Source organism: Nocardia aurantiaca (assembly GCF_009708175.1).
Taxonomy (GTDB): domain Bacteria; phylum Actinomycetota; class Actinomycetes; order Mycobacteriales; family Mycobacteriaceae; genus Nocardia; species Nocardia aurantiaca.
Genome location: NZ_WMBB01000005.1, coordinates 472323 through 486175 on the forward strand (window position 1 = coordinate 472323; position 13853 = coordinate 486175).

15 protein-coding genes are annotated in these 13853 nt (G+C 69.0%); 9 read left to right on the top strand and 6 right to left on the bottom strand.

Annotation, left to right across the window (positions count from 1 at the left end):
* Positions 1–257: 257 nt before the first annotated feature.
* Complete coding sequence (locus tag GLP40_RS13310; protein WP_154788149.1) at positions 258–1604, top strand: protoporphyrinogen oxidase; 1347 nt, start codon at positions 258–260, stop codon at positions 1602–1604.
* Positions 1605–1775: 171 nt separating this feature from the next.
* Here GLP40_RS13310 and GLP40_RS13315 read toward each other — a convergent pair whose 3' ends face one another.
* Positions 1776–2726 carry a serine/threonine dehydratase gene (locus GLP40_RS13315; protein WP_328290091.1) on the bottom strand — a complete coding sequence of 317 codons (951 nt, stop codon included), beginning with the start codon at positions 2724–2726 and terminating at the stop codon, positions 1776–1778.
* 232 nt (positions 2727–2958) lie between these two features.
* Here GLP40_RS13315 and hemQ point away from each other — a divergent pair, with 232 nt between their 5' ends.
* A complete protein-coding gene (gene hemQ, locus GLP40_RS13320) occupies positions 2959–3654 on the top strand; it encodes a hydrogen peroxide-dependent heme synthase (protein WP_154788150.1) in 696 nt (231 codons plus the stop codon).
* A gap of 142 nt (positions 3655–3796) precedes the next feature.
* Here hemQ and msrB read toward each other — a convergent pair whose 3' ends face one another.
* The 4 genes from msrB to GLP40_RS13340 form a co-directional block, all read right to left on the bottom strand.
* Positions 3797–4258, bottom strand: coding sequence for a peptide-methionine (R)-S-oxide reductase MsrB (gene msrB / locus GLP40_RS13325; RefSeq protein WP_154788151.1), 462 nt, complete (start codon positions 4256–4258; stop codon positions 3797–3799).
* A gap of 9 nt (positions 4259–4267) precedes the next feature.
* Positions 4268–5554 carry a glycosyltransferase family 87 protein gene (locus GLP40_RS13330; protein WP_328290092.1) on the bottom strand — a complete coding sequence of 429 codons (1287 nt, stop codon included), beginning with the start codon at positions 5552–5554 and terminating at the stop codon, positions 4268–4270.
* 113 nt (positions 5555–5667) lie between these two features.
* Complete coding sequence (locus GLP40_RS13335) at positions 5668–7233, bottom strand: alpha/beta fold hydrolase (protein ID WP_154788152.1); 1566 nt, start codon at positions 7231–7233, stop codon at positions 5668–5670.
* A 32-nt stretch (positions 7234–7265) separates the two neighbouring features.
* Positions 7266–8036: a pyrimidine reductase family protein gene (locus GLP40_RS13340; protein WP_154788153.1), complete on the bottom strand. Its 771-nt coding sequence runs from the start codon at positions 8034–8036 to the stop codon at positions 7266–7268.
* A gap of 35 nt (positions 8037–8071) precedes the next feature.
* Here GLP40_RS13340 and zapE point away from each other — a divergent pair, with 35 nt between their 5' ends.
* Entirely contained in the window at positions 8072–9094 is a 1023-nt protein-coding gene (gene zapE / locus GLP40_RS13345) for a cell division protein ZapE (RefSeq protein ID WP_328290093.1), read from the top strand.
* A gap of 192 nt (positions 9095–9286) precedes the next feature.
* On the top strand, positions 9287–10093 hold the full coding sequence (locus GLP40_RS13350) for a tyrosine-protein phosphatase (RefSeq protein WP_154788154.1): 807 nt from the start codon (positions 9287–9289) through the stop codon (positions 10091–10093).
* A gap of 64 nt (positions 10094–10157) precedes the next feature.
* Here the strand turns inward: GLP40_RS13350 and GLP40_RS13355 are convergent, their stop codons facing one another.
* Entirely contained in the window at positions 10158–10517 is a 360-nt protein-coding gene (locus GLP40_RS13355; protein WP_154788155.1) for an Rv2640c family ArsR-like transcriptional regulator, read from the bottom strand.
* Between the two features lie 98 nt (positions 10518–10615).
* On the opposite strand from GLP40_RS13355, the gene GLP40_RS13360 reads away from it, so the two are divergent.
* The 5 genes from GLP40_RS13360 (at position 10616) to GLP40_RS13385 (ending at position 13832) form a co-directional block, all read left to right on the top strand.
* Positions 10616–11140: an ArsI/CadI family heavy metal resistance metalloenzyme gene (locus GLP40_RS13360; protein ID WP_154788156.1), complete on the top strand. Its 525-nt coding sequence runs from the start codon at positions 10616–10618 to the stop codon at positions 11138–11140.
* A gap of 250 nt (positions 11141–11390) precedes the next feature.
* Positions 11391–11762, top strand: a complete 372-nt coding sequence (locus GLP40_RS13365; protein WP_154788157.1) for an ArsR/SmtB family transcription factor — start codon at positions 11391–11393, stop codon at positions 11760–11762.
* The gene (gene arsB, locus GLP40_RS13370) at positions 11759–12850 is read left to right on the top strand and encodes an ACR3 family arsenite efflux transporter (protein ID WP_328290094.1); all 1092 of its coding nucleotides are present in this window, start codon (positions 11759–11761) and stop codon (positions 12848–12850) included. Before GLP40_RS13365 ends, arsB begins: the two co-directional genes overlap by 4 nt.
* Positions 12847–13284 carry an arsenate-mycothiol transferase ArsC gene (locus GLP40_RS13375; protein ID WP_328290095.1) on the top strand — a complete coding sequence of 146 codons (438 nt, stop codon included), beginning with the start codon at positions 12847–12849 and terminating at the stop codon, positions 13282–13284. Before arsB ends, GLP40_RS13375 begins: the two co-directional genes overlap by 4 nt.
* Positions 13285–13421: 137 nt before the next feature.
* On the top strand, positions 13422–13832 hold the full coding sequence (locus GLP40_RS13385; RefSeq protein ID WP_154788159.1) for an arsenate reductase ArsC: 411 nt from the start codon (positions 13422–13424) through the stop codon (positions 13830–13832).
* Positions 13833–13853 lie beyond the last annotated feature (21 nt).

Consider the following 13853-nt stretch of genomic DNA (forward strand, 5'->3'; position numbering starts at 1 on the left):
GCGGCGTCGGTCACGTTTCGGCGGGGTCCTGTCCGCGCGGGGAGATGCCCGGCTGTCACCTCGGCCTGCGAAAGGCCAGGTGAGAGTGGATTGCCGGGTGGCTGGACGGGGGTCCTTGGCGGCCGGGCCGGGCGCGGGTGGCCCTGGGCCGCGGGAGTAGGTTGGCGGGAGCGACTCGTCGTCGAGGTGCGGGTCGCGGGCCGCGGATACGCGGATGGTGTGACCGCGGCCGATCACGAGGTGACGAGGAGTGGTCGATGCGGGTCGCGGTTGTCGGTGGTGGCATCAGTGGGCTGGTGGCGGCGTATCGGCTGCGGAAGGCGTTGGGGGAGTCGGCGGAGCTGGTTCTGGTGGAGCGCCGGGATCGGGTCGGGGGGATCCTGCGGACCGTCGAGATCGAGGGCGATCCGGTCGATCTGGGGGCCGAGGCTTTTGTAGGGCGGCGGCCCGAGATTCCGGAATTGATGCGGGAGCTCGGGATCGACGAGCAGTTGGTGTATCCGGCGGGGAAGCGGCCGCTGGTGTGGTCGGAGGGGGCCGGGCATCGGTTGCCGGAGCGGACGCTGATGGGGATTCCCGCCGCCGCGGAATCGGTGGCGGGACTGGTGGATGCGCGGACCTTGGCCGCCATCGAGGAGGAGCCGTCCCGGCCGCTGCACTGGGAAGTCGGCGCGGATGTGTCGGTGGGGGAGCTGGTGCGGGATCGGTTCGGGGAGCAGGTTGTTCGCCGCAGTGTCGACCCGCTTCTCGGCGGAGTCTATGCCGGACTTGCGGATTCGATCGGGGTGCGCGCCGCGCTGCCGACCTTGGCCGCCGCGCTGGATCAGGGCGCGGCCAGTCTCACCCGGGCGGTGTCCGATGCCTTGCCGCCGCCGAGTGCGACCCCGGTCTTCGGCGGCCTCCGCGACGGCTACCGGGTCCTGCTGGACGCTCTGCGCGCGGCCGCCGATGTGAAGTCCGAAATCGGCACGGCCGCAACCGGTCTCACTCGCACGGCGAATGGCTGGCGTCTGGATCCGGTCGGCGAGGTGGACGCCGTGATTCTCGCGACCCCCGCCCCGGTGACCGCCGAACTGCTGCGCGCGGTGGCCCCGCGAGCCTCGGAACTCGCCGCCGGCATCGAGCTGGCCTCCTCGGCCGTCGTGGCCCTGGCCCTCCCGGCCGAGACGGCCCTGCCCGATAATTCGGGCATCCTGGTGGCCACCGGTGAACCGTTGCGCGCCAAGGCTTTCACTCTCTCGAGCCGCAAATGGCCCCACCTCGCCGCCCGCGGGGTCGCCCTGGTCCGCGCCTCGTTCGGCCGCTTCGGCGACGACTCGCCGCTGTCCTGGCCCGACGCCGATCTCGTCACCGCCGCCGTCGAGGACCTCGCCACCGTCACCGGTGCGGAGATCCGGCCGCTGCGCACGGTGGTCCAGCGCTGGCCCGGCGGCCTCCCGCAGTACGCGCCCGGCCACACCACCCGCATCGCCGAGCTGCGTTCGGCCACAGCCGATCTCCCCGGTCTGGCCCTGGCCGGCGCCTACCTCGACGGCGTCGGCGTCCCCGCCTGCGCCGCCACCGGCACCGACGCCGCCGCCCACATCATCGACCACTTCGGCTGACCACGTCGACGGTCATCGACCGGCTTCGGCCGGACCGTGTGACGCCGCGCCGTGGGCCTTCGACCGCCTTCGGCCAGATGGCGTGGCGCTCTGCCGGGGGGCCTTCGACTACCGGGATGCTGTGCGACGGTGCGTTGTTCGCGTCGTCCGGCCCGCGCATCGGGACGTCGATCAGCGGGCTACCAGGTCGATCGGGTCGGTGTTGGCGCCGCAGATGATCACGGCGACGCGTTCGCCGGGGGCTGGGACGTAGGCGCCGGACAGCAGGGCGGCCAGCGCGGCGGCGGCGGCGTGCTCCACGGCGAGCCGGCGGCAGTCCCACAGGGTTCGGCGAGCGGCGATGATCTGCTTGTCGGTGACGAGGACCGAGCGGACATCGCCCTCCGCCGCGGCGGACAGCGCCATGGGGGTGACTCGGCGCGCGCCGAGGGAATCGGCTGCGACGGAGTCGATCTCGACGTCGACAGTTTCACCGGCCTCGAGGGCGGCGTTGAAGGCGCGGCAGCGCTCGGGCTCGACCGCCACCACTCGCACGCCATGATGGTTGGCGGACACCGTGATTCCGGTGAGCAGCCCGCCACCGCCGACCGCGACCACCACGGTGTCGAGACCGGGCAACTGCGCGACGATTTCGTCCAGCAGGGTGCCCGCGCCCGCCGCGATATAGGGGTCGTTGTAGGCGTGTGAGCGCAGCGCGCCGCTGGTCGCGGCATAGCGCTCGCATTCGGCGGCCGCGTCGGCGTAGGCGTCGCCGCCGCACAGCACCTGCGCCCCCAGCGCCCGCAGCCGTGACACCTTCACCGCGGGCGCGGAGTCGGGCAGGAAGACGGTGGCTGTCGAGTCCACCAGTCGCGCCGCCCACGCGCACGCCACGCCCGCGTTCCCGCCGGAGGCGATGGTGATCCCCACCTTCGGCAGCAGCCCCTGTTCCCGCTGTGCCAGTGCGAAATTCGCCGCGCCGCGCGCCTTGAAGCTGCCGGTGTGCTGCATGTGCTCCAGCGCGAGCCAGACCTCCCCCGCGATCGGGACGGTGTCGGCGTCCGCCCGGGCCGCCACCACCGGCCGGGTATAGCCGGAGATACGTTCCGCTGCCGCTGTCACCTCGGCATATGTCGGATGCACGTGTGCTTCTTTCGTTCCCGTGGCTGATTGGCGTCCGGCCGAGTGGCCCTCCGTCACGGCCTGCGGGACACGCCCGGGCCGATCGACCCCCTTGGCAGCCTAACGGCCGACGCCGTTTTCCACGCCGGATCGTGTCGGCTCAGCGCCTCCCGGGCAGTCGCTGTGAGCTGAATCACCATGTCCGCCGTGCCCCATTTCGGGCGCGCTTCGGCGCAGTGGCACGATGGGGGCCATGGCGCGACTCGACTATAAGGCCCTCAACGACACCATCCGCTACCTCATGTTCTCGGTGTTCCAGGTGGAGCCCGGCGTGCTCGGCGAGGATCGCCAGGCGGCGATCAAGCAGGCGCGGGCCTTCTTCGATTCGCTCGAGGAGCGCGGCGTGGTGGTGCGCGGCATCTACGACGTCGCCGGCCTGCGCGCCGACGCCGACTTCATGATCTGGTGGCACGCGGAGAAGATCGAGGATCTGCAGGCCGCCTACGCCGACTTCCGCCGCACCACCGAGCTGGGCGAGGCCTCCACTCCGGTCTGGAGCAATGCCGCCCTGCACCGACCGGCCGAGTTCAACAAGTCCCACATCCCCGCCTTCCTCGCGGGTGAGGAGCCGGGCAACTACATCTGCGTCTACCCGTTCGTGCGCTCCTACGACTGGTACCTGCTGCCCGACGAAGAGCGCCGCAAGATGCTGGCCGATCACGGCAAGGAGGCCCGCGACTATCCGGACGTGCGCGCCAACACCGTGGCGTCCTTCGCCCTGGGCGATTACGAGTGGATCCTCGCCTTCGAGGCCCCCGAGCTGCACCGCATCGTGGACCTCATGCGCGATCTGCGCGCTACCGAGGCGCGTCGCCATGTGCGCGAGGAGGTTCCGTTCTTCACCGGCCCGCGGGTGGAGCTCGAGCAGCTCATGGCCGCACTGCCGTAAGGCGATCCGACCTGGAATGCGATCGGGTCCGGGCGCATACCGCGGCCGGGCCCGATATCGTTCGCCGGATGGTAGCTGGCGTTCTGCCCGCATAATTCGGGGCATGCGCGAATTCGCGCATGCCCCTTAGTGTTTCTGCGACTCACTCAGCTGCGCTGTCCGAGGGGTGCAATCGGAGCGAGATCGAGTTGATGCAGTAGCGCTTGTCCGTGGGCGTGGGATATCCCTCGCCCTCGAACACGTGCCCCAGATGACTGTGGCAGTTGGCGCACAGCACCTCGACGCGCCGCATGCCCAGTGAGTTGTCCTCCCGCAGCAGCACCGCCTCCGATCCGGCCGGATCGAAGAACGATGGCCAGCCGCAGTGCGAGTGGAATTTCTCGGTGCTGCGGAACAATTCGGCCCCGCAGGCCCGGCAGGAGTAGACGCCCTCGGTCTCGGTGTCGGTGTATTCGCCCGTGAACGCCCGCTCGGTGCCGGCTTCGCGCAGCACCCGGTACTCGTCCGGGGTCAGCTTGGCCCGCCACTGCTGCGGGGTCAGCTGGATGCGCGGGGCGGGCAGCTTCTCGGTCCCCGTTGTCGATGTATCAGCATCGGAACTCATGGTTCCACGCTAGTACGCGGCACCGGCCTTGGTGCGCGCGGCGACGGCGGGCTCGGAGTCCTCGGGGGACCATTCCGGGTGCATCCACGCCGGATCCAGCGACGTGCCGGGCTGCAGCCGGCCCTCGCGCTTGGCGGCCAGGTAGCGGTCGCCGAGCACGCAGAACGCCACGATGAGCAGCAGCGCCCAGCCGAAGGTGGTGCGCAGGTACTCGAGTTCGCGGCCGATGTGCTGCCAGCGGTCCGACAGCCACTTGTCGTAGGACATGAATCCGAACACCGCCACCCAGGCGGGCCAGTTGCGCATCACCGAGTTGCGCAGCACCACGGTCATCAGCAGCGGGAAGAGGAACATCGAGTAGTACATCTGGCCCAGCGGGCCGAGCAGCAGCACCGTGGTGATCATGATGCCGGCGGAGGTGCAGACGAAGAACACTTCGTCGTCGCGGTAGTACCGGTACAGCAGCCACAGCGTGATCGCCACCATGGCGGCCAGGGTGAGGCGGATGGTCCAGACCAGCCAGTCGGCCACACCGTAGTACGCGCCGTTGCCGACGATGGCGCTGTTGAAGTAGTCGCGCGACTCCGATAGGTACGGCAGCGTGTGCGTCCAGAACTGCTTGTAGTCGACGATGAACGGCCAGGCGAGGAGGTTGAGCGCCACCGGGATTCCGAGTGCGGTGATGAACACCTTCCATTGCCCGCGGACCAGCGGGATCAACAGCAGTGGCGCCAGCAGGGGTCCCTTGACGGCGATGGTCAGACCCAGTGCCGCACCGGCCCAGAGGTCCTTGCGCTGCAGGATGAGGTGCAGGAACGCGACCATCATCAGGAACAGGCAGCCGTTGATGTTGGTGAAGACCAGCGTGTTGGTCACCGTCTCCGAGCTGAACATCGCGAGCAGCAGCGCCGGTGCGGCCACGGTGTCGAGCGTGAAGTTGAACAGCTTCAGCAGCAGGTACCAGGCCAGCAGGATGGCGAGGGCGTTGACGATGATGAAGCACCATCGCGACTTCTCGGGGTCGATGACGGCCAGCGGTGAGATCAGCAGTGTTCCGCCGGGCGGGTACAGGTAGTGCGGGTCGGTCGTATTGTAGTTCTCGCCGTAGACGGCCCGATGGTTCAGAAACGCCAGCGAGGCGTTGTACACCGGCCGGAAGTCGTCGGTGATGTACCCGTTGACAGCCTTGATGAACACCCGGTTGAGCACGGTGAGTATCGCGATCGGCCACAGGGCGAAGTTCGCTACTTCGGCGGTGGTGCGAGCAGTGCGGGGCTCGAGCTGGCGAAGGAACACTCGGGCACGGTACACCGAAAGCCCCCGTCACACATGCGCCGACCCGTCTTTCGCGTCGTGTGGCGCACAGGAGACCAACTGGTCGGATCATCCCCCTAACCTGCCCCGAACGATCAGGCGGGGCAGGCGGTGCCGTCCGCGGGGAGCTTGGCGTCCTTCAGATAATCGGCCAGGGACTGCTGGGCGCAGCCGGAGTGGGCGAAGCTCGGGTGACCCCAGCCCTGCCAGACCACGGTGGCGGTGCGCGCACCGGCGGCGCCCAGCGCGCCGGTGACGGTGGGGCGGCCGTCCTGGCCGGTCACCGGGTCGGCGCTGCCGCCCAGCACCAGCACCGGCAGGTCGAGCTTGTCGGGCAGGCTCATGGGAGTGGCCGCGGGCCAGGCCGAGCAGGCCATCAGCTCGATGGCCGCGACCTTGCCGAACACCGGATACTGTGTGCCCCAGGTGGTTTCGAGCTCCTTGGCCTTGTCGGGCGTGGAAGGTTCGTGATTGTCGCTGCAACGGTTGACGAATTCGCCGTCATTGGCGACCCCGGCGGCGGCCCGCAGCACGAACGGGGTGATCGGACCGTGGTCGCCCTTGCCGAGCGCGGTGAGGGCGTCGGCGAATTCGGTGATCTGCGGATTACCCATGGACCGCGAGTCGCCGAGGAACCCGCTCAGCGTGGTCACCAGCGCCGCGGCCGACAGATCCGCGAGCTGCCCGGCTCCGGCCCGGCGGACCAGGTCGATGACCGCCGCTCGCGGATCGGCCCCGAGCGAGCAGCTCAGCGAGGCGCAGCGCTGCCCGAAGGCGGTGAGCGCGGCCTCCTGCCCCTTGACCCGCTGCTCGGCGCGACCGTTGGCGTCCAGTCCGACGGCCTGCGGCGAGTCCAGCACCAGTCGTCCCAGGTGCTGGCCGTACTTGCGCGCGTAATTCAGGGCCATGTTCGCGCCGGTGCCGGTGCCCAGCAGGGCGAGGTGGTCGACCTGCAACTGCTTGCGCAACTGTTCGATGTCGTCGGCGGCGTGCGGGGCGTCGAAGGTGGCCTGGGCGGGGGCGAGGAAGTCCAGGCAGGCCACGGTGGCATCGCGTCCGGCGGTGCTCATGGCATCCACGGCATCGGTTGCGCCGCGGGTGAATTGGCCCTGGTCGGCGATGGCCTTTCGCTGCGGGTCGGTCATGCAGGTCACCGGCTGGGAGCTGCCGATGCCGCGCCGGTCCACCGCGATGACGGGCCGCGCGGCCAGCAGCGCGCTACCGGGTCCGGCGGCGAGCCCGGCCAGGGTGGCCGTCGATGACCGGTCCGAGCCGGAGGTGAGGATCAGCGGCGCGGCGTCCTTCGGGGTCCGGTCGTATCGGGCCCGCATGGCGGCGTTCTTGAAGTTGCCGGCCACATTGCCCGCCACATCCACCTGGGTGACGTACTCCGCGCACTCGAGGATCAGACCCTGCGGCGGCGCGCCCAGCGTGAGCAGGTTGAAAGTCGGTGCGGTGCAGTCCTTCCAGGCCAGATCGGCCTTGGGCGTCTCGGGCGCGGGCGGCGTGGAGTCGGTGGGCGCGGTGGAGGTGACCGCGGCTCCGGCCTGGTGAGGCTTCTCCACGGCGACGGCGGGCCGGTCGGACGGCCCGGCACCGCAGGCGGTGGTCACCAATACCGACAGTGTCGACGCCAGCAGAGCGGCCCGAGTCCAGCGCATGCGGTACAGCCTGCCAGGTCCGGCACGCGGTTTCAGCCTCGGGTGTGCGCGCGTTCCCATCTGGTCAAGATCGTGCCGTCGTGGTCGAGCAGCAGGTGGCACGGGTTCATCGGGGTGGGCAGTGCCTCGGGGGACACCGCGATTCGGCCCGCGGTCCCGCCCACCAGCTGCGGGGATATGGTGAGGCAGAGTTCGTCCACGGCTCCGGCGGTGAGGAATTGCCCGAACAGTGAGGGGCCGCCCTCGCAGAGCACGCGCCGCAGTCCCAGGCCGTCCAGAGCCTCGAGTATGCCGGTGGTGGCTGCGTTCTCGTCGTACCCGATCACGTCGGCGCCCGCGTCGATGAGCCGCTTCTTGCGGTCGTCGGGCGCGGCGGTGGTGGTGAAAATGATCGGCCGCGCCCCGGTGTCGGTGAACAGCTTGCTCGCCGGATCCAGGTACGCGGACGCGGTGACGATCGCGATGCGTGGGGGTGTCCCGTCGGGATCGCCGCCGAACCCCTCCCGGTGCAGTCGCTTGCGCAGCTCCGAATCGGTGTGCGCGGCTCCGTAGTTCTCCGCCCGCGCGGTGCCCGCCCCGACCAGCACCACGTCGGCCAGATCCCGCAGCAGACCGAACACCCGCTTGTCGGCGGGCGTACCCAGCCGACCCGAGCGCCCGTCCACGCTGGCCGCGCCATCGATGCTGGTGATGAAGTTGACCCGGACATACGGTGCGGATGGCTCGACCGGATACGCGTACAACTCCACCAGGTCGTCGCGGGTGAGATCTGTGAGCTGAATCGCATTCGGCATACGCTGCATAAGACCCCATCCCACCACGCATCTACGCTGACGTAGTGCAACAACGCCTCGTCCATCGCCACCCGGAGGTTCCGGCAGACCAGCTCGTGGCCCAGATGGTTCCCCCGCCCACCTTCGACGAGGTGAGCTTCGGTTCCTATATCCCGGATCCGAAGGAACCGTCCCAGTCCGCGGCCGTGCTGAAGGCCGAGCTGTTCGCGGATCAGGTGACCAAGCTGCGCAAGGCCGCGGACAAGAAGAGCCTGTTCGGCAAGAAGAAGCCGGTGCGCGGCATCGGCCTGTACCTGGACGGCGGCTTCGGTGTGGGCAAGACCCACCTGCTGGCCTCGATCTTCCACAGTGTGCCGGGCCCCAAATCGTTCGGCACCTTCGGCGAGGTCACCAATCTGGTGGGCGCGCTGGGTTTCAACAATGCCGTCGAGCGGCTTTCGGGCAACAGCGTGCTGTGCATCGACGAGTTCGAGCTCGACGATCCGGGCGACACCATGCTGGTCTCGCGCCTGCTGACCGAGCTGACCGACCGCAGCGTGTCCGTGGTCGCCACCTCCAACACGCTGCCGGGTCAGCTGGGTGAGGGCCGTTTCGCCGCACAGGACTTCCTGCGCGAGATCAAGAAGCTGGGCGCGCTGTTCGAGGCGGTCCGGGTCGACGGTCCCGACTACCGTCACCGCGACCTCCCGCCCGCCCCCGAACCCACCGCGTCCGATCTGCTGGTCGAGCAGGCCGCCGCCACAACGGGTTCCACGCTCGACGACTTCGACGAGCTGGTCGAGCACCTGAGCACGCTGCACCCGTCCCGCTACGGCGCCCTCATCCACGACGTTTCGGCGGTGTACATCTCCGGCGTCCATCCGGTCACCGATCAGGCGGTCGCCCTGCGCATCGTGGTTCTCGCGGACCGTCTCTACGACGCGGGCATCCCGGTCACCATCTCGGGCGCGAGGCTGGACCAGATCTTCACCCAGGAGATGCTCGACGGCGGCTACCGCAAGAAGTATCTCCGCGCCATTTCCCGCCTCCTGGCTCTCTCGCGCTTCGAGGTCCCTGCCCACGTCTGACCTCACGCCCGAGCGCCACCGCGATCGGTGGGCTCGGGCGTCGCCTTTTTGCGGCCCGCCCCGCGTTCGAAGCTTCGGGCTCTGCGGGTTTCGGGCGGCCCGGCGGTTCTCATCGTTGCCTTAGGTAATAAATTCCGGAGGTCAGCGAAAGCCGGGCTGGATTCGGTTTTCAGCCCCGGAAGGAGAATTACCTTGCGTAACCGTGCTGTCCAAGCCGCCGCGGTGGTCGCCATCGCGCTCTCCGCCGGCCTCGGACCGGTGGCGATCGCCTTCGCCGTCGATCCGCCCGCCGCGACCAGCAGTGTTCTGGTCGACACCGACAGCCGCGTCCTCGGCCTGACCGGCGTGCTCAACGCCCGTGACGCGGGCGGCTACCGGACCGTCGACGGCCACACCGTGCGCACCGGGCTGGTCCTGCGCACCGGCGACCTGAGCAAGGCCACCGACGCCGACCTGGCCAAGCTGGCCGCCCTGAACGTGACGTCTGTCCATGACCTGCGCACCGGCTACGAGCAGCGGCTCATGGGCGTGGACAAGGTCCCGGCCGGAGCCACCGAGCACCACGACGACATCATCGGCCAGGCCCCGCCGCAGGTGATGGCCTCCACCCTGTCCGCGGGCACCGACCTGTACCGTGCCTTCATCACGGCGCCCGGCGCCGGCGAGGGCTTCGCGAACGTGCTGCGTGACATCGCCGACAACCCGGGCGGCGTGCTGTTCCACTGCACCGCGGGCAAGGATCGCACCGGTTGGACCTCGGCGGTGCTGCTGACCATCCTCGGCGTCGACAAGGACACGGTCTACTACGACTACCTGCTGTCGAACTACTACCGGGGCGCCGGGGACGGCGACATGATGAACGGCGTCACCGCCGCGGCCCTGGACTCGGCCTTCGACCAGGTGACCAAGAGCTACGGCAGCTTCGACGACTACGTCCGTGACGGCCTGAAGCTCACCGACGCCGATGTGGCCGCGCTGAAGGCGAAACTACTGTCCTGAGAACCACTTTCGCAGCCGGTTCTTGTTCGCCGGGGTCGCCGGCACGGACCCGATCAACATGCGGTCAGCTGCAGCAGTTCGGGTCGAGGACCAGGCACAGTGCGGCGAGGGCGTCGCGGCGGGCGCGGTGGACGACGTTCATGCCGCGCCGCTCGGACTCGACGAGACCGGCCTTGCGCAGCTGTGAAAGGTGATGGCTGACCGTGGATTCCGACAGGGCGACCGCGGCGGCGAGTTCGCCGCCGTTCTCTTGTCCGGCCACGCTGGTCAGCAGCAGCGACATCAGCTTGACGCGGACCGGATCGGCGAGCGCCTTGAGCCGCAGCGCCACTTCCAGGGCCGCGGTGTCGTCCACGGGACCGGCCGCGACCGGTGCGCAGCAGACGGGGGCGGACATATCGATCACGGGCAACGCCTTGGGCATGGCGCCGAGAATACCCGGAATGTTGACATATGTCGAAAAGGTGGCACACTCGGCATCGTCAGCTTTTCGATATATGTCTCACGCATGGAGGTTGTGTCATGTCCCGTGTCCAGCTCGCCCTCAACGTCGACGACCTCGATCAGGCCGTCACCTTCTATTCGACCCTGTTCAACGCCGAGCCGGCCAAGCGCAAGCCGGGCTATGCCAACTTCGCGATCGCCGAGCCGCCGCTGAAGCTGGTGCTGATCGAGAACCCCGGCCACGGCGGCAGTGTCAATCACCTCGGGGTCGAGGTCGAGTCCTCCGAGCAGGTGCACGCCGAGATCGCACGGCTTTCGGAGGCGGGTTTGTTCACCGAGGAGCAGATCGCGACGACGTGTTGTTTCGCGACTCAGGACAAGGTGTGGGTGACCGCGCCCGATGCCGAGCGGTGGGAGGTGTACACGGTGCTGGCCGACAGTGAAACCTTCGGTACCGCACCGGAACTCGCCGCCACCTCTGGCGATGCGGAGGCGGTGGCCGTGTGTTGCGGTACCGCCGAGGAGGCTGCCGCCGAGGGTGCGTGCTGTGGATCGGCCGCGAAGGAGCAGGCGGTCGCCTCGGGCGCTGGCTGCTGCGGCTGAGGCGACCGGACCGGGCGCGACCGCATGCAACGGTCGCGCACGCCGGGGGTTCTCCTCGGCGGTGTGGCCCCACGCAAGCCGCCGCCGGCCATCTGCCCGAACCTGTGTGCCTCATTCGATCGCACTCTCGCCGGGCGCGGCAGGGCCGAGCGGTCCGCGGGTGGGGGGTCGAGACCGCCTCGGCTGGGTTGTCGGGACCGTCACCGGACGTTCATTTGCCTAGAGGTTCGACAATCGTCAATATCAATGCATGTCGAAATCAGAGTTGGTGGTGACGCCGGTGTCGCAGTGCGCCGCGGCGCCGCTGATGCGTGAACCGCTGTCGGCGCGGTCCGCGGCCGAGCTGGCGGCGGCGTTCAAGGCGCTGGCCGATCCGGCGCGGCTGCGGGTGTTGTCCGCGATCGCCAGCCGCGCGGGCGGCGAGGCGTGCGTGTGCGACGTGTCCGAGGGCATCGACCTGAGCCAGCCCACCATCTCCCACCATTTGAAGGTGCTGCGCGAAGCGGGCCTGTTGACCAGTGAACGTCGCGCTTCCTGGGTGTACTACCGGGTGGTTCCCGATGCGCTGCAACGACTCTCGGCCGTGCTGGCAGTCGAAAGCGGGCCGGAGGTGACCGCGTGAGCGCCACCGTCGAACACCCTGCCGTGGTGGGCAAGCTGTCGACACTGGATCGGTTGCTGCCGGTATGGATCGGCGCGGCCATGGCCGTCGGCCTGGTGCTGGGCCGGGTCGTCCCGGGCCTGGGCGACGCGTTGTCGGCGGTCGAGATCGACGGGATCTCGCTGCCGATCGCGCTCGGGCTGCTGATCATGATGTATCCGGTGCTGGCCAAGGTGCGCTACGACAGCCTCGACGCGGTCACCGGCGACCGCCGTCTGATGGCCGGGTCGCTGGTGTTGAACTGGGTGATCGGCCCGGCGCTGATGTTCGCCCTGGCCTGGCTGCTGCTGCCGGATCTGCCCGAGTACCGGACCGGTCTGATCATCGTCGGACTCGCGCGGTGTATCGCGATGGTGATCATCTGGAACGACCTCGCGTGCGGCGACCGTGAAGCCGCCGCCGTGCTGGTCGCGCTGAACTCGATCTTTCAGGTCGTGATGTTCGCGGTGCTGGGCTGGTTCTATCTGTCGGTGCTGCCCGGCTGGCTCGGCCTCGAGCAGACCAGCATCCATACCTCGCCGTGGCAGATCGCGAAGTCGGTGCTGATCTTCCTCGGCATCCCCCTCGTGGCCGGATTCCTCACCCGCCGGTTGGGTGAGAAAGCCCGTGGCCGTGACTGGTACGAGTCGAGGCTGCTGCCTCGGGTCGGGCCGTGGGCGCTGTACGGGCTGCTGTTCACGATCGTGATCCTGTTCGCCCTGCAGGGCCACCAGATCACCTCCCGCCCTTGGGATGTCGTGCGGATCGCGGTCCCGCTGCTGGCGTACTTCGCGATCATGTGGGGCGGTGGCTACCTCTACGGCCGTCTGGTCGGCCTGGGCTACGAGCGCACCACCACCCTGGCATTCACCGCGGCAGGCAACAACTTCGAACTCGCCATCGCCGTCGCGATCGCCACCTACGGCGCGACCTCGGGCCAAGCTCTCGCCGGAGTCGTCGGCCCGCTCATCGAAGTGCCCGTCCTCGTCGGCCTGGTCTATGTTTCCCTCGCTCTGCGCAAACGCTTCACCCCCATCGACACTGCCGCTTCAGCGGGGGTGGGCCGGTGACCGCGACACCGTCGGTGTTGTTCGTGTGCGTGAAGAACAGCGGCAAGTCGCAGATGGCGGCCGCGCTGATGCGCCACCGGGCCGGGGACGGTCTGCGGGTGTATTCGGCCGGTACCCACCCCGGCCAGACCCTGAACGCGCTGTCGGTGCAGACGTTGACAGAGGTCGGCGTCGACGTCGGTGACGAGTACCCCAAACCCATCGATCCCGCCCTCGCCGCCGGGGTGGACGCGATCGTGGTCATCGGGCGTCAGGCCCGCCTCGACCCGCCGCCCGGGCCGCGAATGCTGGTGTGGGACACCGACGAACCCTCCGAACGCGGCATCGACGGCATCGAGCGTATGCGCCTGATCCGCGACGACCTCACCGCCCGCGTCGGCACCCTGTGCCTCGAACTCACCACACCCCGCCGGCCCGTTCGGAGCACCCCATGACCAACACAGACCCCGCCGGAGCCGACCCCGCCACCCTGCGCGGCATCCGCGACGACATCGAGACCCGGGTCCGTGCCCTGGTCGCCGAATAGACCCTGCTGTTCCCTGTGGAATAATCGCGAAAGGTATTGCCCCTCATGGCATCCAAGCCCAGTGTCCTGTTCGTGTGCGTCCACAACGCCGGACGCTCCCAGATGGCCCAAGGCTTCCTCGCTCACCTCGCCGGCGACGCCATCGAGGTCCGCTCCGCCGGCACCGCACCCGCCGAGGCGATCAATCCCGCCGCCGTCGAGGCCATGGCCGAACTCGGCATCGACATCACCGCCCAGACCCCGAAGATCCTGACTCCCGACACCGTGGCGACCTCCGATGTGGTGATCACCATGGGCTGCGGGGACAACTGCCCCTTTTTCCCGGGTGTCGACTATCGGGACTGGAAACTCGACGACCCCGCCGGGAAAGGCGTCGACGCGGTGCGCCCGATCCGCGACCAGATTCGCACGCTGGTCGAAGAGCTCGTCGCCGAACTGCTGCCCGCTCGCGCCTGACCGCCCCCGGGTATCGCGAAA